The sequence below is a fragment of the Micromonospora sp. NPDC048999 genome, assembly GCF_040649295.1.
Classification (GTDB): domain Bacteria; phylum Actinomycetota; class Actinomycetes; order Mycobacteriales; family Micromonosporaceae; genus Micromonospora.
Genome location: NZ_JBEZFI010000039.1, coordinates 1 through 23,523, shown reverse-complemented (window position 1 = coordinate 23,523; position 23,523 = coordinate 1). Strand labels below are relative to the sequence as shown.

Annotated in this window: 16 protein-coding genes and 4 pseudogenes; 8 read left to right on the top strand and 12 right to left on the bottom strand. The window is 71.9% G+C overall.

What is annotated here, in order from left to right; translation table 11 throughout:
* Positions 1 to 269: 269 nt before the first annotated feature.
* Positions 270 to 815, bottom strand: a complete 546-nt coding sequence (locus AB0C02_RS27250; RefSeq protein WP_357551795.1) for a hypothetical protein — start codon at positions 813 to 815, stop codon at positions 270 to 272.
* Positions 816 to 914: 99 nt separating this feature from the next.
* Positions 915 to 1,334, bottom strand: coding sequence for a hypothetical protein (locus AB0C02_RS27245; RefSeq protein WP_357551794.1), 420 nt, complete (start codon positions 1,332 to 1,334; stop codon positions 915 to 917).
* A gap of 95 nt (positions 1,335 to 1,429) precedes the next feature.
* Between AB0C02_RS27245 and AB0C02_RS27240 the strand changes: the two genes are divergently transcribed.
* Positions 1,430 to 2,101 carry a TrkA family potassium uptake protein gene (locus AB0C02_RS27240; protein ID WP_357551793.1) on the top strand — a complete coding sequence of 224 codons (672 nt, stop codon included), beginning with the start codon at positions 1,430 to 1,432 and terminating at the stop codon, positions 2,099 to 2,101.
* On the opposite strand, the gene AB0C02_RS27235 is transcribed toward AB0C02_RS27240, so the two are convergent.
* The gene (locus tag AB0C02_RS27235) at positions 2,091 to 3,497 is read right to left on the bottom strand and encodes a condensation domain-containing protein (RefSeq protein WP_357551792.1); all 1,407 of its coding nucleotides are present in this window, start codon (positions 3,495 to 3,497) and stop codon (positions 2,091 to 2,093) included. The genes AB0C02_RS27240 and AB0C02_RS27235 overlap by 11 nt on opposite strands.
* A gap of 7 nt (positions 3,498 to 3,504) precedes the next feature.
* Positions 3,505 to 4,383: a methyltransferase domain-containing protein gene (locus tag AB0C02_RS27230; protein ID WP_357551812.1), complete on the bottom strand. Its 879-nt coding sequence runs from the start codon at positions 4,381 to 4,383 to the stop codon at positions 3,505 to 3,507.
* Between the two features lie 103 nt (positions 4,384 to 4,486).
* On the opposite strand from AB0C02_RS27230, the gene AB0C02_RS27225 reads away from it, so the two are divergent.
* Complete coding sequence (locus AB0C02_RS27225; RefSeq protein WP_357551791.1) at positions 4,487 to 9,127, top strand: AMP-binding protein; 4,641 nt, start codon at positions 4,487 to 4,489, stop codon at positions 9,125 to 9,127.
* Positions 9,128 to 9,455: 328 nt separating this feature from the next.
* Here AB0C02_RS27225 and AB0C02_RS27220 read toward each other — a convergent pair whose 3' ends face one another.
* Positions 9,456 to 11,462, bottom strand: coding sequence for a condensation domain-containing protein (locus tag AB0C02_RS27220; RefSeq protein ID WP_357551790.1), 2,007 nt, complete (start codon positions 11,460 to 11,462; stop codon positions 9,456 to 9,458).
* Positions 11,463 to 11,689: 227 nt separating this feature from the next.
* Between AB0C02_RS27220 and AB0C02_RS27215 the strand changes: the two genes are divergently transcribed.
* The 4 genes from AB0C02_RS27215 to AB0C02_RS27200 are packed head-to-tail and all read left to right on the top strand — an operon-like array spanning position 11,690 to position 16,716.
* Positions 11,690 to 12,250 carry a cupin domain-containing protein gene (locus AB0C02_RS27215; RefSeq protein WP_357551789.1) on the top strand — a complete coding sequence of 187 codons (561 nt, stop codon included), beginning with the start codon at positions 11,690 to 11,692 and terminating at the stop codon, positions 12,248 to 12,250.
* Positions 12,247 to 13,605, top strand: a complete 1,359-nt coding sequence (locus AB0C02_RS27210; RefSeq protein ID WP_357551788.1) for an aldehyde dehydrogenase family protein — start codon at positions 12,247 to 12,249, stop codon at positions 13,603 to 13,605. The genes AB0C02_RS27215 and AB0C02_RS27210 overlap by 4 nt, the downstream gene beginning before the upstream one ends.
* Positions 13,595 to 15,193 (top strand): class I adenylate-forming enzyme family protein, encoded by a 1,599-nt coding sequence (locus AB0C02_RS27205; protein WP_357551787.1) that lies wholly within the window; start codon positions 13,595 to 13,597, stop codon positions 15,191 to 15,193. Before AB0C02_RS27210 ends, AB0C02_RS27205 begins: the two co-directional genes overlap by 11 nt.
* Entirely contained in the window at positions 15,190 to 16,716 is a 1,527-nt protein-coding gene (locus AB0C02_RS27200; protein WP_357551786.1) for an amino acid adenylation domain-containing protein, read from the top strand. Before AB0C02_RS27205 ends, AB0C02_RS27200 begins: the two co-directional genes overlap by 4 nt.
* Before the next feature lie 99 nt (positions 16,717 to 16,815).
* Here the strand turns inward: AB0C02_RS27200 and AB0C02_RS27195 are convergent, their stop codons facing one another.
* The 5 genes and pseudogenes from AB0C02_RS27195 to AB0C02_RS27175 form a co-directional block, all read right to left on the bottom strand.
* Positions 16,816 to 17,145 (bottom strand): hypothetical protein, encoded by a 330-nt coding sequence (locus AB0C02_RS27195; protein WP_357551785.1) that lies wholly within the window; start codon positions 17,143 to 17,145, stop codon positions 16,816 to 16,818.
* A 343-nt stretch (positions 17,146 to 17,488) separates the two neighbouring features.
* Positions 17,489 to 19,774, bottom strand: coding sequence for a tetratricopeptide repeat protein (locus tag AB0C02_RS27190; RefSeq protein ID WP_357551784.1), 2,286 nt, complete (start codon positions 19,772 to 19,774; stop codon positions 17,489 to 17,491).
* A gap of 35 nt (positions 19,775 to 19,809) precedes the next feature.
* Entirely contained in the window at positions 19,810 to 20,181 is a 372-nt protein-coding gene (locus tag AB0C02_RS27185; protein ID WP_357551783.1) for a helix-turn-helix transcriptional regulator, read from the bottom strand.
* 63 nt (positions 20,182 to 20,244) lie between these two features.
* Positions 20,245 to 20,424 (bottom strand): annotated as a pseudogene (locus tag AB0C02_RS27180) (flavin reductase); the annotation flags it as partial.
* A gap of 113 nt (positions 20,425 to 20,537) precedes the next feature.
* Positions 20,538 to 20,651, bottom strand: a pseudogene (locus tag AB0C02_RS27175) (flavin reductase family protein); the annotation flags it as partial.
* Positions 20,652 to 20,703: 52 nt separating this feature from the next.
* On the opposite strand from AB0C02_RS27175, the pseudogene AB0C02_RS27170 reads away from it, so the two are divergent.
* Both AB0C02_RS27170 and AB0C02_RS27165 read left to right on the top strand, forming a co-directional pair.
* Positions 20,704 to 20,916 (top strand): annotated as a pseudogene (locus AB0C02_RS27170) (ISL3 family transposase); the annotation flags it as partial.
* Between the two features lie 146 nt (positions 20,917 to 21,062).
* Positions 21,063 to 21,197: pseudogene (locus tag AB0C02_RS27165) on the top strand (IS256 family transposase); the annotation flags it as partial.
* A gap of 246 nt (positions 21,198 to 21,443) precedes the next feature.
* Here AB0C02_RS27165 and AB0C02_RS27160 read toward each other — a convergent pair.
* Complete coding sequence (locus AB0C02_RS27160; RefSeq protein WP_357551782.1) at positions 21,444 to 21,971, bottom strand: GNAT family N-acetyltransferase; 528 nt, start codon at positions 21,969 to 21,971, stop codon at positions 21,444 to 21,446.
* A gap of 405 nt (positions 21,972 to 22,376) precedes the next feature.
* Positions 22,377 to 22,895 carry a hypothetical protein gene (locus tag AB0C02_RS27155; protein WP_357551781.1) on the bottom strand — a complete coding sequence of 173 codons (519 nt, stop codon included), beginning with the start codon at positions 22,893 to 22,895 and terminating at the stop codon, positions 22,377 to 22,379.
* Between the last annotated feature and the right edge of the window lie 628 nt (positions 22,896 to 23,523).

Genomic DNA, 23,523 nt, shown 5'->3' with positions numbered 1-23,523 from the left:
TTCCCCGTCGCGATTGGTCCCGTCCCCCCGCAAGCCATTCTCACCATCCGACGCCCGTCGTCCGACTCCGTCGTTCATTCATGTAGATAACTGCCACCTCCGCCGGATCGGCCTCCCTCGTGTTGTAGCGCAGCGGTTCCAGCGCCACGCTCCGGCACCCTCCGGACAGACCGGTCAAACGGACGGCCGGTTGCCGGAGCCATGCCAGTCGATGTTCCGATGGGCCGAGGGATCGCGCATCGTGCGACGATCGCCGGTCCGTCTGGTGATCATCTGTTCCCACTCTGGTGCGGGTACCGGTCTCGCGCCAGGACAGCAGGCGGCAATTGGGCGGCAATTTGACAGCAGCACGTCCGAGCGCAAGAAGACCGCGACTGCGCACCGAGCTTCGTCATGGTCTCGGCCACGATGCGGCGGAGCATGCGCAGCGAGACGCCGAGGTGCCGAGCCATCGCCTCGTCCTTGGCTCCGCAGGCCAGCAGGCGCAGCACCGCCTGTTGCTGCGCGCCGAGCCCATGTGGTGCGGGCTCGTCCCGCACCCGGACCGGGTGACGTGCCGGCAGGTGATCGGACGTGGACCAGAGGTGATCGAAGACCGCGGCCCACGGGTCCACCACCGGACGGCCTCGCAGCATCATGACGTCCCGGTCCGCACGGAGAGGATTTCCCGCCAGTACCGCTGCCTCGTCGAGAATCGCGACGGGCAACGGCACCGCGTCCACCACCCGCAGTCTGGCACGGCGCCGACCCAGCATCCGCAGGAGACGGTACGTGCTCAGCGAGTTCAGGCACGACCGCTGCACGACCAGGTTCATCCGCCCGGCCATGCGCCAGAGCCGGATAATCGAGGCCGGCTGTCGGTTCACCGCTGTGCAGCTATGTCAACAGCGGCGTCGGGCACACGAGCCGCACCCCTATGACGCGCTCATCAGCGGCCCGAGGCGGTGCGGGCACACCGGCTCGACCTGTGCGGCGGTACTCCCGGTCGCAGTCTCACCCTCGGCACCGGGCACCGCGCTCAGCGCCTCGAACACCCGTTGCTGCGCCTGGTAGACGCCTTGCAGCCGGCGGTGCCGGGCGGCCAGGTCACGCCAGTGCCGATTGGTCAGTTCGTCGAGGGCCAGGCAAGGGCTCGTCGGGCTCAACCGGCCGGAGTCGCTCCGGTACAGCAGGCCGGCGCCGACAAGTTCGCCGATCGAATCGTCGACGGCCCGCAACGTGATCCCAGTGGCCGTCGCCACCATGCCGGCGGTCGCGCCCAGACGGCGCTCCACGAATCCGCAGACGATCAACGCCGCGTCGCTGAGATCGGCGCTGAACGCTGCCCTTGTCATCGCACGTCCTGACAACGTCACCCCCCCCCCCAATGCGTTGGTACAGATGGAACGACCGATCATCGGATGAGCGTTGGGGTGACCGTAGAGGCTCCATGAACAAGCGTGACGCGTCCGAGGGCGTGGTGGTGATCGGGCTCGGGCGGTTGGGCGGACAGGTAGCCGAGTCGCTCACCAAGCTCGGCCACGAGGCGCTCGGCATCGATGACGATCTCGAGATCGTTCAGAAACTCTCCGACGTGCTCCCCCACGTCGTGCGGGCCGACTCGACCGACGAGGACGCACTGCGCCAGGTCGGCGTCGGCGAGTTCAGCCGGGCGGTCGTCAGCACCGACATCCAGGCCAGCGTGCTGACCGTGCTCGCACTGACCGGCCTCGGCGTCGAGGAGATCTGCGCCAAGACCATCTCCGCCAAGCACGGCCGCATCCTGGAGCGCATCGGCGCCCGGCACGTCGTGTACCCCGAGGCCGACATGGGCGGGCGGGTCGCCCACCTCGTCACCGGCCAGCTGCTGGACTTCATCGAGCTCGACGACGGCTACGCCATCGCCAAGGTGTACCCGCCCGACGAGATATTCGGCTCGGCGTTGAGCCGGCTGAACCTGCGCACCCGGCACGGCATCACGGTCGTCGCCGTCAAGCGCGCGGGCGGGGAAGCCGAGACGGCGTTGCCCGAGACCATGATCGAGGACGGCGACACGCTCATCGTGTCCGGGCCGACGAAGAAGGTGGAACAGATCGGCGAACGCCAGGGCTTCAGACGCTGAAAGAGCGCACTGGCTCGCCGGCGACCTCCGCGCACACCCGGTCGACCTCGCTCACGACCCGACGCACCGCGGCGGCGTCGAGCACCTCAGTCGCGTACACGATGCGGAAGTCCAGGCCGTCGCGTCCGCTGGTACGGGCGAAGACCGTGAGGTCGAACCGCGCCACGACGATGTCGATGTCCTGCGGCACGAGTTCGAGCGACCCGGCCTGCACCCGAGGCATCGGCTCGGCCTGCTGCACCACGTGCCGGATCAGCGGCACATCGCCGCCCGGGTCGCGGGGAAGGCGCAGCCCGCGCACCATCGCGTCGAACGGCGCCTCCGCGTTGGCGGCCGCGGCGACCATGACGTCGCGGACGTGATCGAGCAACGCGCCGAACGAACCGGCGCCCGCGAGGTCGATTCGCAGCGGCAGGAGGTTGACGAAGCAGCCCACCAGGCGGTGCAGCTCCATGCGGTCACGGCCACCGAACGGCGTGCCGATGACCACGTCCGGCCGGTCCGCGAGCCGGGACAGGGCGAGCGCCCAGACCGCGATGGCGACCATCAGCGGCGTCGCCCGATGCTCCCGGCCCAGCGCCGCCAGCCGAGCCGCGGCGCCCGGCGCCACGGCATGCTCGACGACAGCGCCGGCGTAGCTTCGCCGCGCCGGCCGGGGGCACTCGGGAGCGAGGTCGAGGACCCGCGCGCCGCGCAGGCGGTCCAGCCAATGGTCGACCTGGGCCGCGAGCGCGCCGGAGGCGAAGCGGCGGCGTTGCCAGGCGGCGTAGTCGGCGTACTGGACCGGTGGGGGTTCGACGCTGCCGGGCGCCACATACCCGGCCACCAGCTCGCGCACCATGATCTCCAGTGATACGCGGTCGACGGCCGCGTGATGCGCGGTCAGGACCAGCAGATGTTCCTCCGGCGCCACGCGCAGCAGCGTCGCACGGAGCAGCGGACCGGCGGTCAGGTCGAGCCGGGCCGAAGCCAGATCCTTGGCCGCCCGCACCGCCTCCGCCGGGCCGTCCGCTTCGAGCACCGGCAGCGGTACGGCCGGGTCGGTGAGGAGGCCGCCGAGCCGACCGTCGCCGTCGACGTGCACCGTGGTTCGCAGCACCTCGTGCCGGGCGACGATGCCACGCACCGCCCGGTGCAGTCCCGCTCGGTCGAGCTCCCCGCGAAGCCACAACCCGCCAGACACGGTGTTGACACCGGTACCCCGAGCGACGGCGTCGACGAACCACAGTCGTTCCTGGGCGAGGGACAGCGCGGGGCGGCCGTGCCGCGGCCGTGCCGCGATCCGGTCGTCGGGCGGCCGCGCCTCGCGCAGCTGGTCAAGGAGCGCCTGACGCTCCGCGTTCCACCACGGCTTGGCCACCACCCGAGGATTGTCCGGGCCGTCGACCGTCACCATCGGTACTTCACCCGACGGAGGCATTTCCCCGACCGGGAGCCGTCGCGACGAAACAGCCGCCGAGGTAGTAGCGACCGCTCGGCCAGCGAATCCGTTCGACGCGCACGAAGCCGGCGGCCCGCAGAGCGCCCAGCCAGAACTCGGGTGTCCGGAAGCCACCCCGGTCGAACCAGCCTCCGCAGGCTCCGAAGAGCAGGTCAAGCGCCCACGGTACCCCCGGGGTGGGAAACGGCGCGCCTTCCGCCAGTACCAGTGCACCGCCCGGCTCCAGCAGCGCGGCCACGTGACGCAGCGCCACGGCCGGATCGGCGGAGCAGTGCAGCGCGTTGGTGGCCACCACCACGTCGGCCCCGGGCACCTGGCCGACCAACGGCCGGTCGAAGTCGGCGGCGCGCGCACCGCGGTAGAGCAGGTCGGTCGCCACCAGCCGACCGCCCCGGGCGCGGACGATCGGCTGGATCAGCCGCGTCGTGGCACCGACGCCGGCGCCGAGCTCAACGACGGTGCCTCCCGCACCGACGAGCGACGCCAGCGCGTCCGCCGCCATCCGGGCATAGTCGCCCATGGGCCACTCCGTCATGAGCCGGCCCCACAGCCCGTCGTGCAGGGCGAACACCTCCTCACCCGTCAGGTCACCGGCGCGAATGGCCGGATAGGCCCGGGCGACCGCGTCCAGGGCATCGGCGGCCCCGCAGTCGGGGCGTGGCCGGTCGCCACTCCGATGCCCGGCGACGAACTGTTCGCTGCGCCGGTACAGATAGGCCGCGCTGCCGCTCGAACCACCGCCAGGACCGTGACTCAGGATCTGCCTTGCCGTACGGGACGCGTGGTCGCAGAGGGCGGCGTACCGGCCGTCCGACGTCGCCTCATCGTTCACATCCGCCATCGTCACGGTGCCCCACCCCGGTGTCAGTCGGGATCACCCCCGACTGGGCAGCGACGCACCCGGGCGCGAGGCTTGCCGGCGACGTGTCGGAAGGAGAGTCTCTGTGTCCACCGCATCGCAGTCCGGCGACCGCACGCTCGTCGACATCCTGCGCGAACGGGCGGCCGCCACGCCGGACCGGACCGCCTTCATCGACGGTGACCGCGCCAATCAGGTCCTGACCTACGGCGCCCTCGACCGCCGGGCCCGGGCGATCGCTGGGGCCCTGCAGGAGCACGGCGCGGCCGGCGAGCGGACGATGCTGCTGTTCCCACCCGGGTTGGACTACGTCGCCGGCTTCCTCGGCTGCCTGTTCGCGGGTTCGGTCCCCGTGCCGGTGGCCGTCCCGGCCGGGCGGCGCGGGGTGACCGCGATCCGAGCGATCGCGGCCGACGCCGCCCCGGTGGTGGCGCTGGGCGACTCGAACAGCGTGGCGGCCGCCCGGTCGGCCGGCGCGTTCGACGGGCCTGCGCTGGACGTCGACGAGGTGCCCGACAGCGCGGCGTCGCTGTGGCGGGCGTCTGCTCGCCAGCCGGCGGATCTGGCCTTCCTGCAGTACACGTCGGGCTCCACTGGCACACCCAAGGGCGTGTCGGTCACGCACGCCAACCTCATGCACACCTCGGCCGCGATCGCCCGGTTCATCGACGCCGAACCGTCCGGCCACGCCGTCAGCTGGTTGCCTCCCTACCACGACATGGGCCTGATCGGCGGCATCCTCCAGCCGCTCTACAGCGGGTTCTCCTGCACCCTGCTGGCGCCCTCCACGTTCATCCGGCGTCCAGGACGATGGCTGGAAGAGATGTCCCGCACCGGTGCGACGATGTCCGTGGCCCCGGACTTCGGCTATCTGGAGTGCGTGCGCCGGATCCCGCAAGCCGATCGCCGGCACCTCGATCTCAGCCGGTGGCAGCATGCGCTGGTGGGCGCCGAACCCGTGCGGGCCGGCACACTCGACGCCTTTTCCCGGGCGTTCGCGGAGGCAGGGTTCCGGCCGTCGGCGTTCCAGCCCTGCTTCGGCCTGGCCGAGGCGACCCTGCTCGTCATCGGGGCACGCGGCGGAGCGACGCGGCTCCGGCTGGAGCGGGACGCGCTGTCCAGAGGCCGGGTCGTGGTCTCGGCGACGCAGCCCCCGGTGGCCGGCGCGGTCGAGGTGGTGGGCTGTGGCGACGTCCAGGGCGACGACGTGGTGATCGTAGTCGATCCCGGCACCAGGCGGCCCTGCGCCGACGGCGAGATCGGTGAGCTGTGGGTCAGCGGTCCGAGCGTCGCCGCCGGCTACTGGCGTCGGCCCGGAGGAACCGACAGCGTCTTCCGTGCCCGTCTGGCCGGAGACGGCAGCCGGACCTTCCTGCGGACCGGTGACCTCGGGTTCCGGCACGCCGGTGAGTTCTTCGTGACCGGGCGCCGCAACGACGTGATCATCATCCGGGGCCGGAACCATCACGCGCACGACCTGGAGCAGACGGCGACCGACGCGCACTCGGCGCTTCATCCGGGCGGTGCAGCGGCGTTCTCCGTCGAAGACGGCGCGGAGGAAGGCTTCGTTGTGGTGCACGAGGTCGAGCGCGACTTCGACCGGCGCGACCATCCCACCGTGGTCGCGACAATCAAGGCCCGGCTGGCCGGCGAGCACGGCATCACGCCGCATGACGTCTTCCTCGTCCGCCGCGGCGGCATCGAGCGGACCACCAGCGGCAAGATCCGCCGCACGGCCTGCCGGGACCGGTGGCTGGCCGGCACCTTGCCGGCCGTCGCGCCCGAGGCCGGTGATCGGGCGGACGGCGAAGGCGCCGCGCGTGGCGCGTTGGCTGAGCTGGTGGCCACCCAGCTCGGCGGGTCGGTCGCGGACCTCCGAGCCGACGTGCCGCTGGTTGCCCTGGGACTGGACTCGCTGCGCGCCGTCCGCCTCGCCGAGCGGCTGCGTGACGCCTTTCACGCCGACATCGCCCTGGACCGGCTCCTGGGTGGCATGACGGTGGCGGAGCTCGAGCAGGCGGTCGGTGCGGCCGCGGCACCTTCGGCACCGGAGCGGTCCGGCGATGCGCCGGCCGGCGCCGACCGCGTGCCGGCGACGCGCGCCCAGCAGTGGATGTGGCTGCTCGAACAGTGGATCGGCGCGAGCGGGGCCTGTCACGTCGTCGGCGGCGTGCGGCTGGCCGGGCCGCTGGACCCGGAGCTGCTCCGGCGCGCCATTGAGGAACTGCATCTCCGGCATGCCGCGCTGCGCAGCGTCTTCACGGCGACCAACGGCGACCAGGTGTGGCGGCGGACCCGCGCACCGGAGCCCTTCGCCTTGCCGGTCGTGGACCTTCCCGGGGCCACCGACACGCAGCTCCGCACGCGGATCGTCGACCTGGCCCGCCAACGCTTCGACCTGGCCCAGGGGCCGCTGCTGCGGGCGGTGCTGTTCCGCGCGGCGCCCGACAACTGGTGCGTGGGCATCGTCGCCCACCACATCCTGGTCGACGGTTGGTCGCTGGGGTTGCTCATGCACGACCTCGGCGACTGCTTCCGCGAGCTCTCCGCCGGGCGCCTGGCACCGCCGCTGCCCGCGCGCGACGGGCCGGCGATCGACGGTCAGGAAGCGGGATCGGCGGCGCGCGCGTTCTGGCAGGAGCACCTCACGGGCGCGCCGCCGCTGAACCTGCCCGTCGGCCGCGCGCCCGACGGCCTGCCGGCATGGTCCGGCGCAACGGTGCCGTTCAAGCTTTCCACGGGGGAATCCGCAGCAGTACGGGCGTGGGCAGCCGCGCACGGCGTCACACCGTTCATGGTCGTGCTCGCAGCCGTCTATCGGGTGCTTGCCGAGGTGTGCGACCAGGACGACCTCGTCGTCGGCGTGCCGGCGGCCGGGCGGCACCGGCCCGGCGGTGCCGAGCAGCTCGGCCTGCTGGTGAACGTCGTGCCACTGCGGCTGCGCCTGTCCGGTGCCGCCGGGCTCGCGGAGCTGGTGGACGGTGTACGGGCGGTCTGGCTGGCCGCGTCACCGCACCAGGGCTTCCCGTTCGAGGAGAGCCTGCGGCTCGCGGCGGCCGCCCGGGAATCGGGTCGGGCTCCGCTGGTGCGGTTCGTGGTCGCCTACCAGAACATCCCGCTGACCCCGTGGCAGGCCGGCTCGCTCCGCGCTGAGCCGTTCGAGCTGCCGCCGCCCGGGGCCCAGTTCGAGATGCATCTGCGGCTCGCCGCGACGGCCGGCGGCGCGATCACCGGCGACCTGCTCTACCGGGCCGACCTGTTCGAGGCCGAAACCTCGCGGCGCATTGTGGACCGCATCCGGGACGTCGTGCGCGCGGCGACCGGTGTGACCGACGCGCCGGTGGGTCCGGAATGGGCGCGGCTGGGCGCATCCGCCGACGCAACCGCCCTGTGCTGGACCGGCGGCAGCATGACCTACGGGGCGCTGTGCTCCCGCGTGGAGCACCTCAGCCGCTCGCTGGCCGCAAACGGGATCGGCCAGGGGGACCGGGTCGCGATCGAGCCCGACGGTGCCGACGGAGTCGCCGGTCTCCTCGCCGTGTACGGGATCGGTGCGGTCGCGGCGCCCAACGCGCCCGACACGCCGGACGCGGTCCTGTCGCGGGCCGGCGGCGTGCGGGTGATCCAGGCCTGTGGGCCGGACGCGCCACCGTCGCACCGCGACGGCATCGCCGACATCACCGAGACCGGGGTCCTGCGCACCCACGAGTCCCGCGACACCTGGCTGCGCCGGATGCGGCTGCTCCATCCGCTCGACCCGGACGACCGCGGGCTCGTCCGTGGCGCGGCAGACGCGCTGTGGCCGTTGACAGCCGGCGCGACCGCAGTCCTGGCGACGGACGCGGGCACGTCCGCGCTCGGTCAGCTCGTCACCGAGTTCGCCGTCACCGTGTGCCACCTCGACCCGCCCGGCCTTCGGGCGCTGCTCGACGACCTCGACGGATCGGTCCCGCCGGCCCTGCGGCGTATCGTGTGCGGTCCGGGGCCGCTGCCGTCGGCCCTGGTGCACCGGGCGCGCGCGGCGCTGTCCGCTGTGGAGTTGCACACCTGGTACGGCGGAGAGGAGGTGGGCATCGCGCTCGCCGGACCGGTGCCACCGACCGACGGCATGAGCCAGGAGACCGTCCCCGTCGGCCGGCCGGTCGACGGAGCGCGGGTGACGGTTCGCGACGCGCACGGTGACGAGGTGCAGGTCGGGGTACCCGGCGAAATATGGCTCGGAGGTCCCGGCATGGCCCTGGGCTATATGAACAGTCCGGGCCGAACGGCCGAGCGCTTCACGCCGGACCCGGCGGCCGCGGGGCGTCGACTGTTCCGCACCGGCGACCGCGGCCGGTGGCTGGTGGACGGCACGCTCGAGGTGTCGGCGCAGATGCCGGCCTACAGGCCCACGCCGCCGCGCAACGCCACGGAGTGCGCGTTGGTGGAGATCTGGCGCGACGTGCTCGACGTCGACGACGTTTCGGTGACCGACGACCTCTTCGAGCTCGGCGGGCACTCATTGACCGCGACCCGGATCGTCATGCGGGTCCGCGACATGTTCGGCGTCGACCTGGCGCTGTCCGGGATGCTCACCGGCCGGCTCACCATCGAGCGGCTGGCCGATCGCGTGGAGGCGCTGCGGCTCGCACAGCCCGACGCCGGCGTGCTGGCACAGGCCCTGGCCGAGCTGTCCGAGCTGTCCGACGAGCAGGTCGCGCAGCTCCTCGGCCCCGAGCCGGCGTGACCGAGGCCCATGGCGATCATTGCCGGGTAGACGGCGGGAATCTCACCCGCCATCCCCCACAGATCCGGACGTGAGCCTCTCGGCTTATCCGGCTCGTGCCGTTCAGGTGTCAGGTCGTGTATCGCAGCGCCCAGTGCCACCTACAAGCCGTCCTTCGATCCATGCGGTGCCTCGGAGAACACGGCTTCGCGATCCTCGTCGGCCGCTGGCGGACCCTGCGTCACAGCACAGCCAGCCCACGCCAGGTCGGCGACATCGTCCGCGCCGCTCTCCACCTCACCCATTTTCGAATACCGATACCTACCGGAATCTTGTTGAGATCACGTCATTACACGGTAAGGGCCAGACCCGCGATACGGTCGACGTCGATGCCATCGCGTCGACCCGTCGCGCGAAGCAGTTCGGCGAGGGCGGCGACGGTCGGCGCGTCGACGAAAAAGTACATCGGCACCTCGACCCGGAACACGTCGCGGATCTGTGCCACGACGAGGGTCGCCAGCAGCGAGTGCCCGCCGAGCTCGAAGAAGTCGTCGTGCACGCCGACGCCGGGCACGTCCAGACAGTCGACCCAGATGCGGGTGAGCACCTCTTCCAGATCGTCCCTCGCCGCGACCGGCGCCGCGTCGGCCGCGGTTCCGGCAGTCTCGGTGGTTTCGGCGATCGCGGGAGTTTCGGCGTCGTCGCCGTCGTCGAGCAGCTGCACCGAACCGTCAGCGCACCAGCGGGCCCGCCGTCCGGCAGGCCGGCCGTCGATGTGCAGGTAGCCGGGCACGCCGATGGGCTGGCGCGAGCCGTGCCCATCGAGCACTGACTCGCCGCGCTGCTGTTCCCATGCGACGAGGCGCCGCCGCTGCGCGCCGGACATAACCGGAAAGTCCGCGACCGCCGTGACGCCGGCCGCCACTGCGGCGAGCACTTCCCGAACGGACTCCGCGAAGCGTTCCGCAGTGTCCGGGTCGAATAGGTCAGCGGAGTAGACGAGCCATCCGGTCAGACCGGAGTCGGCGGTCGGTGCCAGCGCCAGCGTCAGGTCGAAGTCGGCGCCGCCGCGCGGCAGGTCGACCGGCTCGATGTCGACGTGCGGCAGGCGGATCTGGGCCACCGGAACGTTGTGCAAGGCGAGCATCACCGTCACAAGCGCCGACCGGCCGCCGCGGCGCTCGCCGAGCGCATCCCGCGCGACGCGTTCGAAGGGCACGTCCTGGTGCGCATACACGTCCAGGCAGACCGACCGGACCCGGCGCAGCATCTCGTCGAACGTCGACGCACCGTCGAGCCGGACGCGCAGCGGGATCATGTTGATGAACAGCCCCACCACCGACTCGAGCTCCGGCCGTGGACGGCCAGCGACCGGCGCCCCGATGACCAGGTCGTCCTGACCTGACCAGCGGCGCAGCACGACCGCGAACGCCGCGGCCAAGGCCATGTAGAGCGTTCCCTGCTCCGCGCGGGCCGAACGGGCGAGGCCGGCGACCACCGACGGTTCGACCCGCAACCGCACCGCCGAGCCGGCGAACGACTGATCCACCCGGCGTGGGCGGTCACTGGGCACGCGGACCCCGCGTGCACTGGCCAGTGTCGTGCGCCAGAACTCGAGTTGCTGCTGGGGACCGGGCGATTCGAGCCAGCGACGTTGCCAGGCCGCGAAGTCGACATACTGCACCCGCAGGTCGGGCACCGCGGCCGGCCGCCCCTCGGACGCCGCGGTGTAGCGCTCGACGAGCTCGTCGACCAACACCTTCGTGGACCAGCCGTCGACGACGAGATGGTGGACGCACAGAGCCAGCACCGCGGTGGGCACGGCCGTGCCGACCACCGTCCAGAACGCCGCGCGCAGCAACGGCGGCGACGCGAGGTCAAACGGCCGGCTGCGCCACCAGTCGACGCGGTCGACGACGTCGTCCGGGTAGATCTCGTCGGTGACCCACTCGGGCGCGACCGAGCCGGCCGGGTGCACCACCTGCGTCAGGCCTTGCCGGCCGTCGAGCGCGAAACCGGTCCGCAGGCTCTCGTGCCGGTCTACCGTGGCGACCAGGGCCGACCGGAGCCGATCCGCGCTGACCGGTCCAGTGATCCGCAGGACGACCGGCATCAGGTACACGGCCGAATCCGGGGCCAGCCCGTGGATGTAGTACAGCCGTTCCTGGCCCGGGGACGCCGGGTATCGACCGATGCCCGGCCGCCGTTCGACGACGGGCACGGGCGGCGGGCCGTCGACGTCGGTCAACCCGAGCCGCTGAGCCAGCAGGGCGCGGCGCTGGGGCGAGAGGCTGTCGAGGGCACGATGCAGCGCCGCCGAGTCCGTGGGCCCGCCGATCGTCTCGCTGCCTGTCATGGACGCTCCCTGTCACACCGGTCGGTACGCCGCGCCCACCCCGCGCGGGCCTGCGCCGATCGTCGCCGCCGTCCGACCGCACGATCCAGTCGGTGGAAGCCCTCGCGGCGTACCGCGCCACCCTCGCGATCAGCTGTCAGGACATCCACCGACTGGCCGCAGCGCGGCGGTCGCCGGAGTGTCTGCGATGAGAAGGTCACCGGCCGCCACGCCGAGAAGGAGAGCCCGTGCGGATCGAAGAAGAGCTGGCGCGCTCGGAGCTGTTGTTGGCAACGTGGGCGTCCAGTCGGATCGATGTCCAGTCCACGACGCTGCACGTCAGCCACGAGGAGCGTGCTGTGCGCATGGCTGGGGCGGCCGCGTCGACCGGGACAGCCCTGGTCAGCAACGGTGCGGTGGGCGCCGACCTGATCCGGTTGCCAGCGGGCGCGCGGTTCGCGCCGCACACCCACCCCGGACACCACATCCTGGTGGTCGTCGCCGGGGAGGGCACCATCACCCACGCCGGCGAGGTGCGCCGGACGGTCGCCGGGCAGGCGTACCTCATCGAGGGTGCGGTGCCGCACGGGGTGGGGGCTATCACCGACCACGTGATCCTCGCGGTGGGCGCGCCACACAAGCGCATCGACGCGTCCGACCGGATGGTGCTCGTCGGCTACGAGGAGGTTATCTCCCCGGAGGGCGACCTGCACTGCCTGCTCTGCGGCGTCTTCGCCGAACTGCCGCAACGGCTGCACGACCGCGACTGTCCACACTGTCCGTGCCCGTCCTGCGCCGGTCTGCGATGAGCGCCGGGGGCGATCTGCCGCTCCTCGATCCGCGGACCGGAGCCGTTCGCGGGTCCTGCGCCGCCGCGGACGAACCGGGCGTTGCCACGGCCGTCGCCCGGGCGCGCCGCGCCGCGGCTGGGTGGGCCGCCGCCACCCCGCAGGACCGGGGTCGGCGCCTCGGTGAGCTCGCCGCTCGGATCGAGGCGTGCGTCGCCGACTACGTGCGTGCCGAGCGGGCTGGCACGGGCAAGCCGGAGGCGGAGGCGTCGGCCGAGGTGATGGCGTGCGCCGACCTGTTCCGCTTCTACGCGGGTGCCGCGCGCGCCGAGATGACGCCGGCCGGCGGCCACCGCATCAGCGGCCACGAGAGCTGGATCCGGTGGGAACCGCTCGGCGTGGTCGCGGCGGTCGTGCCGTGGAACTATCCCGTGCTGATGGCGGGCTGGCGCTGTGCGCCGGCGCTGGCGGCCGGCAACGCGGTCGTGCTGAAGCCGGCCGAGACCACGCCTGACAGCGCCCTGCTGCTCGACCGCCACGCGGCCGAAACCCTCGGCCCCGACGTGCTGGTCACCCTGACCGGTGGCGCCGAGACCGGGCGGTTGCTCGTGCGCTCGACCGTCGACGCCGTCGCCTTCACTGGTAGCGCCCGGGCCGGTGCGAACGTCGCCGCCGGTGCCGGGCACCGGCGGGTCAGCCTGGAACTCGGCGGCAACAGCCCGGTCATCGTCCTGCCCGATGCGCCGCCGGACACCTGGGACAAGATCGCCTCCGCAGTCGTCATGAACGCCGGGCAGAGCTGCGCCGCCCCGGCCCGGGTGCTGGCGGTCGGATCGGCCTACGAGACGGTCGTGGACCGGTTGGGGGCCGCCCTGACCGGCCGCCGCGCGGGCGTGGATTTCGGTCCGCTGAACAACAGCCGCCAGGTCGACCGCTACGACGATCTGGTCGAGGGGTCGTCGGCGAAGCTGCGCCGTCAAGGCGAGACCGTGCTCCGAACCGGTGAGACGAACGGGTTCTGGCGCCCCGCGTGTCTGCTGGCCGACCTCCCTCCCGACGATCCGGCGGTGCTGCAGGAGGTGTTCGGACCGGTGGTCACCGTCCAGGCCGCAGACAGCGTCGATGAGGCGATGCGAATGGCCAACAACGCGCCGCAGGCGCTCGCCGCGAGCGTCTGGACCGCGGACCTGCCAACCGCACTGGCGATGGTGCGGGACCTGGACGCGGGGGAGGCGTGGGTCAACTGTCACCTCGTGCAGACCGCGGAGTTGCCACACGGCGGCCGCCGGGCCTCCGGCACCGGGACCGACCTGAGCGTTCTGGCCCTCGCCGAGTACCAGCGGCCGAAGACCGTGACGGTTCGCCTTGGCGGCTGACGAGGATTTCGAGCTGGCGCACAGCTACCGCGGGGTGTCGTGGCGGACGGCGCTCGCGTCGTCGGGCACCGTCGTGGACGTCCTGCGGGCACGGGCGTCGGACGACCGGCCGTGCCTGACGGTGTCGTCGGCCGACGGTACCGGTTCGGTCACCGCGTCGTTCCGGCAGGTCCACGACCACAGCGCCCGGCTCGCCACCTGGCTGCGCGAGGATCACGGCGTGGGTCCCGGCACCGTGCTGGGCCTCCTGCCGGCCAACGACCTGCCGTCGGTGCTCGCCATCTTCGCCGGCCTACGTGCCGGCGCGACGCTGCTGTTCCTGAACCCGAACGATCCGTCCGACCGGCTGCGCGCGGTAGTGGCACATCAGGATGCCGAGCTGGTCCTGCGGTCGCCGACCACGGCGCCGGACCCGCTGCCCGGGTCGGTGCCGATCCCGGATCCCGGGGTCCTGTCCGCGACGGCCGGTCCGCCGGACCCGTCCATCGACCCCGCCGCGACCGCCATGCTGTTCGGCACGTCCGGTTCCACCGCGGTTTCGAAGATCGTCGAGCAGTCGCACACCGCCATCATGGTGAACGCGCAGGCAGCGCGGAGGCACCACCGGCTGCGGCCCGGCGACCGCCTGCTGGGCTGCCTTCCGCTGCACCACGTCAACGGTGTCCACTTCACGCTGCTCGCGACCCTGGTGGCCGGCGCACACGCGGTGCTGGCCCAGCGCTTCGACCCGTTCGGCTACCCGAAGCTGCTGGCGGAAGCGCGACCGCGACTGGCCAGCGTCGCGCCGAGCCTCCTCGAAACGCTGGTGCGCACGTGGCGCGAGCCGGTCATGCCCGCCGGGTTCGACTATTTCGTCTCCGCCGCCGCACCGTTGCCCCGCTCCACCGTGCAGGCCGTCAGCCGTGCGTTTGGCGCACAGGTCCGGCAGGGCTTCGGCCTGACCGAAACGACCAACTTCGCGACCACCATGCCGGCCGTCCTGGACGACGACGCCTACCGCCGGCTGCTGCTCGACGCCGACATCCCGTCGATCGGCGTCGCTCTGGACGGCAACGAGGTCACGGTCCTGAGGGAGGACACGGTGCCGGCCGAACCGGGTGAGGTCGGCGAGGTCTGCATCCGTGGACACAACGTGATGACGGGCTATGCCGGAAACGCCGAGGCGACCGCGACGGCCTTCCGCGGCGGCTGGTTCCACTCCGGCGACCTCGGATACCTGCGGCCCGACGCCGCTGCGGCCCGCCCGTTCGTGGTGTTGACCGGGCGGCTCAAGAACATCGCGAAGGTCGGTGGCGAGGCGGTGTCGCTGGAGGAGATGGAGCGGGTCCTGCGTGCGTTGCCAGCGGTGCGCGACGCAGCCTGCGTGGCGGTCGCCCATCCGATGCTGGGCGACGAAGTCATCGCGGCGGTCGTGCTCGAGCTGGGTGAGCAGTGCGACATCCGGCGGTCGCTCGCCGCCTCTTTCCCGCCGTACGCGCTGCCGAGGCGGATCGTTCCGCTGCCCGCGATCCCACGGACCGCCACGGGCAAGATCCTGCGGCCACAGCTCACCCGACAGCTCACCGGCGAGAACCGCCCGGTGCCATGACGCCGATCCACGAGACCATCGAGCGTCAGGTCGACGCCACGCCCGCCGCCGCGGCGGTACAGTGCGGCTCAGAGGTCCTGACCTACGGCGAGCTGGACGCGCGCGCCAATCGCCTGGCGCGTCTGCTGCGGGCGTACGGTGCCGGTCCGGACCGCGTGGTTGCCGTGGCGCTGCCCCGTAGCGTGGATCTCGTGGTTGCGGTGTTGGGCGTGCTGAAGGCCGGCAGCGCCTTTCTGCCTCTCGATCCCGAGCAACCTCCGGCGCGCGCGGCCCTCATGCTGGCCGACGGACCCGTGTCCGCCGTGGTGACCAACAGCGTGGCGGTCCCGGCGGAGCTGATGGCGACGCTAGCCGCCCACCCCGCGGACCTGGTGTGCCTGCGCAGAGACGCCGAGATCCTCGAAACCCACGAGCCGACGCGTCCCGGCGTGCCGGTGCATCCCCGCAACCTGGCGTACGTCATCCACACGTCCGGCTCCACCGGCCGGCCCAAGGCCGCAATGAACGAGCACGAGGCCATGGCGAACCGGCTGCACTGGATGCAGCGAACGTTCGGCCTGACCCCGGGCGAGGGTGTGCTGCACAAGACGCCGGTGAGCTTCGACGTGTCGCTGTGGGAGCTGTTCTGGCCACTGCTGGTGGGCGCCCGTTGCGTGGTGGCCCGCCCGAGCGGCCACCTCGACCCGGTCTACCTCGCAGAGCTCATCGACACGGCGGCTGTGTCGACCGTCCATTTCGTACCCACCCTGCTCGCCGCCTTCTTGGCCGCTGTGGATGGTGGCGCCGTGCCGCCTTCCGCCCTGCGCCGGATCGTGTGCAGTGGCGAGGAGCTGCCCAGCGCGCTGCTGTCGGTGTGTGCCCGGGTGCTGCCCGACGCCGCGGTGTTCAACCTGTACGGCCCGGCCGAGGCGGCGATCGACGTGATGTGGCACCGCTGCCGGCCGGACGATCAGCCCTGGGTACCCCTGGGCCTTCCGATCGACGGCGCCACCGTCCAGGTGACCGGCCCGGCCGGCGAGCCGGTGCCGCCGGGCACCCGCGGCGAGCTGATCCTCGGTGGCATGCCTGTGGGCCGCGGTTACCGCAACCGTCCCGGCCTGACCGCCGAGCGGTTCGTCCCCGACCCGTTCGGTGCGCCGGGCGCGCGGCGGTATCGCACCGGTGACGCCGTACGGGTATGGGCAGACGGTCGCATGCAGTTTCTCGGCCGGCTGGACCGCCAAGTGAAGCTCTACGGCGTCCGGATCGAGCCCGGCGAGATCGAGGCAGTCCTGGCCGGGCATCCGTGCGTCGAGTCGGCAGTGGTGGACCTCCGCCGCTCCGGCGGGAGCGCCGAGTTGCTGGGCTGGGTACGACCGCGCGGGGAGGCGGGGGCGGCCGGTCCGGTGCTAGGCCGGCAGCTGCGGGCGTACCTGCGCGAGCGGCTGCCGGTCGCGATGGTTCCCGTTCGCATCATGACGGTCCGGCAGTGGCCGGCCGGGCCACATGGGAAGCTCGACCGTCGATCGCTGCCCGAGCGCTGATCTGGGTCCGCGCTGAGTCGCGGCGGGCCAGGCCAGATGGTCCGCGCTGAGTCGCGGCGGGCCAGGCCAGATGGTCCGTACGGGCGATCGCGGCGGCCGTCAGGCCGTCAGAGGTTTCCCCCGATAACGCGGAGTGTTGGTTAGCAGGCTAGTGCCAACAGCCGCGTCCAGCCGAGCCCGGACTAGCTGGCGTACCTCCTCCCGCAGGGCCGGATCCCGGCACGCCGCGGTAGCGAGCGCGAGCAGCGCCGCACCGGCGACCCAGTCCTCGACGCCGAAGGCAAGGCCCACCGGTACCTGACGCCGGGCCGAGGTCGACCACGCCTCGTCTTCGGCGTAGTGCAGGATGCCGAGGCACACCCACGGCTGCATCAGCCGATACCGGTAGCAGGACGGCGGCGACTTCCACAACGGACACCGGGTGATCAACGCTACTCGATCACGGAACTTGTGCCGGAGCCTTTTTCACACGCCGCCGACGGTAGAAGCACTGGCCCCGGGACACGCCGTGGCCGCGATCTGCAGAACCGCAGGCGGCCGACGCCCGGCCATAACCTCATGCACTGCCGCCGGTTAGCTATGGGTCGGTCGTTCAGAAGCACCGCCTACGTCAGCGTCTCCGAGAACCTGGGAGGCGCAGGGTCCTGATGACGAAAGTCAAGTGGACGCCAGCAATGAGCGGGTGACCGCGCGGCGCGAGCCGAACCCACGGGCGGGCCTATCAACGGAGAACGATGCGTTCGGTCCCGGCGCCGACGCGCCGCGGGGGGGCTCAACCCGTCGGCCGGTGACTTCCACGACCTTCAGATCGACCGGACCGCCTGATGCCGTCCGAGGCCTCCAGGGCGATCAGCCGGGCGCGCAGGTCGTAGGTCTGGTCGGGGTTCAGGTCGTTCATGATCGACAGCGCCTGCCGCCACGCCATGCGGGCGGCCTGCAGGTCGCCGGTGGCCTCGTGGTTCTCGCCGCCGTGCTGGAGGACAAGCGCCTCCAGGTGCCGGTCCCCGACTAGCCGGGCCAGATCAAGAGATTCGGCGTACGCGGTCGCGGCCTGGGCGTGGCGGCCGCTGAGATAATGCGCCAGCCCCAGCGAGTCCAATGTGGTCGCCTGCCCGTGCCGGTCGCCGGTCACCCGGTGCAGGGCCAGCGCTCGCTCGCAGTCGGGGATGCCGCGGTCGAGGTCGCCCAGGCAGATCCAGGCCCAGCCGCGGGTGTTGAGCACGTCCCCCTGACTGCTGCCGGTGGGCAGCCGCTCACTGAGGGCGAGCACCGCAGAGCAGTGGTCGGCCGACTCGGCGTACCGGCCTTCGCTCTCCAGCAGCAGCGCCAGGTCGAACAGGGCCATTGCGCGCAGCTGCGGCTCGTCCAGCTGGTCGGCGACCCGCAGCGCATGGTGGTAGTAGTGCTCGCCGGTGCGGAAATCGCTGACCTTCGCGTGGCCCCGCGCCACGTACCGCAGGCCAAAGAAGCGGGCGATCGGCGGGCCGGTGTGCCGCGAGGCTGTGAGCACGTGTCGGGCCACCATCAGGCTGGCCGTCCAATGCCCGATTCGGTCGAAGTAGGTGCTGAGCGGGGAGCCGAGGGACAGGCAGGTGGCGTGGTCCCCGGCCCGCGCTGCGTCCTCCATCACCGCTAACAGCACCTCGCGTTCGCTGGCGAACCAGGCGAGCCCTTCGGCCTGGCCGGCGAAGACCTCCGGGCGTACGCCGTCGTGCTGCCGACCGTGGAAGGTTCGGTGCGTGGGGCACAAGTGCTCGGCGGAGGCGTTGGCGGTGGTGGCGTAGAACTCGCGGAGGCGGCCGAGTGTCTCCGGGTCGTCGCCTGCCTGCTCGGACGCGTACGCGTGCAGCAGGTCGTGCATCGCGTAACGGCCGGGGGTCCGTTCGGCGACCAGGTTTGCGTCGGCCAGTTCGGACAGTGCGGCGCGGGCCCGGGCGGTGGGGATGCCGAGGGCTCCGGCGACGACGGCGGGGGTGACGTCGGGCAGCGGATGCACGCCAAGGACCCGGAAGATCCGGCGGGCGTGGTCGCTGAGGGCAGCGTACGACCAGGAGATGGTGGAGCGGACGTCGCTGTGCGGTTCGCCGGTCTCCAGCGCGTCGAGGCGGGTGTCGCGCAGGGCGCCGGCCAGGGCGGCAAGCGGGAACTGGGGGCGCAGGGCGGCCCGGGCGGCGACGACGGCCAGGGCCAGTGGCAGGCCGCCGCAGTGCCGGAGGATCTCATCGGCGGCGGCCGGTTCGGCGCGCACTCGGTCGCGGCCGACCCGGGCGGCGAGGATGTCGAGGCCGTCGTCGCGGTCGCACGGCTCGATCACGAGCGGGTGGGCGCCGGAGGTGACGACCAGCCCAGCGAGCTGGTGGCGGCTGGTGACGATCGCGGCGCTACCGCGGTCAGCCGGGAGCAGGTCGCGGACCTGTTCGGGGTCGCGGGCGTTGTCCAGGACGAGCAGCACCCGCCGGCCGGCCAGCGTGCGGCGGTAGAGCAAGGCCAGGTCGCGGGGCCGGTCCGGGACCTGCTGCCGGGGTACGCCGAGCGCCTCGACGAGTTCGGTCATTACCTCGGCCGGCTCGCGCGGGGACACCGACGGGGTGAAGCCGTGCAGGTCGGCGTGCAGCACTCCGTCCGGGAAGGACGGTGCGGACCGGTGCGCCCAGCGGACCGCGAGCGCGGTCTTGCCGACGCCGGGTGGGCCGGAGATCACCACGGTCATTGGCCCGTTCGCGGCGGCCCGGTCCTTCAAGTCCTCGAGGTGCCGCAGCTCGGCGCCGCGGCCGCGAAAGCCGGGCGGGTCAAGCGGCAGTCGCACCGGCACCTCAGCCGGCCGGGCGGTGCTGGGCCGGCGGCGTCCGGCGGCCTCGTCTAGGGCCCGGATGATCAGGCGGCGGGTCTGCGGGCGCGGGTTGCTGTTCTTCTCGGCCTCGAGGTCGCGGACGGTGCGAACCGCGATGCCCGCCCGCTGCGCCAGCGCATCCTGGGTCAGATCAAGATCGGTCCGCGCACGGCGAAGCCACCGTCCAAAACTCTCGCCCGAATGTTCGGCCCGGAGTGATTCCCCCATCGCACAGACGTTAGCCCATAAGATCCCGGCCGCCCTCACGCCTCGGGTGCCACGATGATGGAGAGTCGCGCGGTCGGCCCGACCAGCAGGATCAGGTCGGCGCCCGGCTCCAGCGTGATCGCCCGCGGCGGTGGTCCGGCCGGTGCCGTGCGTTGCGTGACGGCGGCGTCCATGAGCTGCCGGTACGCGCCGTCGTCCAGGCACAGGGCCTCGGCGATGTAGCGCACGGAGCTGGTCCGGGGTGCCCGGACGGCGCCGGTCTCCAGGTTGCGAACCGACCGGACGCTGAGCCCGGCGGCCTCGGCGAGCTGCTCCTGGGTGAGCAACCGGGCGGTGCGGTGCCGCCGCACCAGGGCGGCGAGGGTGTGGTCGTGAAGGGCATGGTCGTTGGTTACGGCGTCCGGCACGAGTTCGAGCCTAGGAACGCCCGCCGGCGCCCGACAGGCCTTCCGACCGGCAACAAGAGGCAACTATGTGGCCGCTGCCGGCAACGCCTCGTAGGTGCCGCGGTGGAACAGCAGCGGTCCCCGCGAGGCGTCCGCCGCCTCATGGATCGCGACCACCTGGCCGATGACCAGGCAGTGGTCGCCCACCGGGTGGGCAGCGTACGGCCGGCACTCGAACGTGACCAGCGCCCCGCCCACCAGGACGTTTCCCGGGCAGTGACGGTCGCTGCCAGGACCTGGGCCACGGCACGGCCGGACGGCCGGTCGCGCCGGGCGAACTGCGCGGCCAGGTCCTGCTGGTCCGCCGCCAGCACGTGCACCGCGAACCCGGGCGCCCGGCCGAGCCGAGAGGAAAGCCGCCCGCCCGTGCGCAGGCCGAACGCCACGAGCAGCGGCTCGAGGGAGACGGAGGTGAACGAGTTGACCGTCACCGCGTCCAGCGTGGCCCCGCCGCCAGTAGTCACCAGGGTGACGCCGGTCGGGAACACCGTCAAACGCTACGCGCGAGCCGACCGGCCCGAGCGGATGCTCCGCGTCCCCAAGTACCGTGCCAGCCTCGTCGACCCCTACCGCGAGCACCTACGCACACGTCGGGCCGAGGACCCCGCCGTCCCCGTCGCGCACCTCTTCGAAGAGATCAAAGCCCTCGGCTACGAGGGCTGCCTCAACCTCCTGCACAAGTACATCAACCAAGGGGTCACGTCCGCGCTGGGGGTGTGTACAACTAACGGCTGATCGACCGATCAAGGGAGAGACGCCAGATGACGACCGAGACCACCTCGGGGCAGGAGCCGGCCGTGGTGCCGGTGGGTGCGGTCACGGATGAGCAGTTGATCGCGATGCTGGTCGATCGGGCTCGTGGTGATGGGCTGAAGCTCACCGGCGAGGGCGGGCTGCTGCAGCAGCTGACCAAGCGGGTTCTGGAGTCGGCCCTGGACGGTGAGATCACCGACCACGTCGGCTACGACAAGCGAGACTTCATGTACCAGGCCGCGGTCGACGTCGCCACGATGAAGATCTGGCTACGCGATCTCGCCAGAGATCCACGAGACACGGCCTAGTGCAGAAGTGACTGGCAACCGCTGTTCGCAGCGGTTCAATCGTCCGCTGCTGGGTCAGTCCCGTCCAGCGCCGCTGCTGTCATCCGCTGCTGTCACCCGGGGCGGGTTCGACCGCCGGGGTCGGCGGCGGGCGCAGGAACCGCTGCGGGTGATGGGACTCCGTCATCTCCGCGCGCTGCGGAAGTCCTGGTAGCCCATGATGTGCACCGTCTGGGACGGGTTTAGGGCGTACGGTATCGCCTTGCCGGTTTCGGCGAACCCGAGCCTGCGGTAGAACGTCCGGGCCCGGGGGTTGTCCTCGTGAACGCCCAGGGTCAGCCACGCCGCGTCGGTGTGGTCGCGCGCGAAGCGGATCGCCGCAGCCATCAGGGCAGCGGCGGGTCCAGCCGGGCCGCGGTGCGCCGGGGTGACGAAGACCGCGTAGACGTGGGCGTGGTCGGGAACTTCGGCAAGCGGCGCGACGGCAGCCATCCCGGCCCAGTCGCCTGCCTCGCCGGTGGCGACGAATGTCGCTGACGAGGCGGAGTCGGCTTCGCGGGCCGCCTCCTGCTGCCAGACGGTGTCGCTCAAGGCGGTCGCCTCGGCGAGTGGCATGCTGAACGCGGTCGGTGAGTCCTGGAGTGCCTCCAGCCGGATGGACTTCAACTGCCGCCACTCGCCGGCGGCCATGCGGCGTATTTGGTAGATCATGAAAGTCCATTCTCGCTGTGTGGCGGAGCTCAACTGTTCGGTGATGCAGTCTGCTACAGAGCCCCCTTGCCGGGGCTCTTCGGGGCGGAGCCCCGAGGTGGTCGAAGTTTTGTCGCCGGTCAGCGTGACCGGCCGGCCCGGCCGATGCCGGCCGGAGGTCGCCAGCAGGCCGGGGCCGGGCCGGCGCGGCCCGCTTTGCGGGGCCGCTTTGACGATTCAAGAACCGAACTCGGCAAGATGCCGCTGTTAGGGGCTCCGGACTCGTTCGGTGTGAACGAATGATCGATAGCCGAGGACGTGCGTAGTTAGCCCGCCCAACCTGCCTACGCGGTCCGCCACCGTCCAGAGGCGTCCGGCACCGGCCACGTCCGTCGTCACCCAGTTGGTCACCCAAGTGCAGCGCCGTCACGTCTCTGCCGGCAGCACTCCTCGTTGCCGCAGCCAGGCTTCAAGTTCCTCGGCGGTCCCGTTCAACGGCGGCGGGTCGTCTGTGAAGTAGGAGTAGGGCGCGATGGACACACCCTCGACGATGTGACGCCAGTCCTTCTCGGGCGCGTCCGGGTCCAAATCCCGGGCTGACAGCGATGCCATTGAGAAGATCGCGAATCCGGCCTGAAAGTCATACCCGATGTCGGACGGGGTAGCGAGGTGCCCTTTTGCGGTCAGGTCGGCCATCACCTCGTCCATGAACCTGTAGGTCAACTGCACTCCGTCGAAGAAGACCTGGTCGTTCACGCCATAGCTGGCTTCGACGAGTTCAACGACGTTGTCGTCGTATGTGACCACGAGCATCGGGTCTACTGAGTCATAGACGGCCTTGGGGTGGCTGCCGGGGCGGGCCGGAGGCCCAAGCCTGCGCTCTACTTCATCTCGGGGGTCACCGATCTTCACTGCTTCCACGCCGACCCCAGGGATGATCTCCACCCTCGGATTATCGCCGCCACCTGCTGACCTCCGTCAAGGGAGGGTTACACCGCCGCTTCGCGAGTAGTGCCTCCTGCCATCCCGCGTGCCGTCGGCCCCTTCTGGAAAGCGGGTCGCTGCCGGGTCCGCCACGTCAAGCGGGCCTTGACGCACCTACGGGCGCTGCCGGAACAGCCCGAGTCGGCTCTCGTGTCACGGACCCCGCCCCCGGCGGACACCGCCACAGTGGCGCAGTTGACCCAACCTCGCGCCGGCACCGACCCGGCTCCCGGGGTCGGAGCTGGCCAGGGGCGGCCACCCCTCCCCCTCCCAGGTGAGCGGTTGACCTGACCCCGAGGGGCTGCGGAGCCGGCTCCTGGACGACCGGCATGCCTTCACGCGGCCACCGCCCCCATGCTCGGGGCTTGCCGCGCGGACCCGGCGCGCCCCCTCACTGCGCCGCGCTGCTCAGGCGCAGCGCGGCCGGCAGCCGGCGACAAACCTCCACCACTCTCCCCGCTATCCCGCCTGCGGCGGCCCCGGGCTCCCCGCTCCTCCGCGCCAGCCGCCGGGCATCAGGCGTGACGGCCGCAGAGCGACAGCGGCAGCGGCCGGCGCGCGCCCAGGCGGCGGCGCGTGCGGCCCGTCA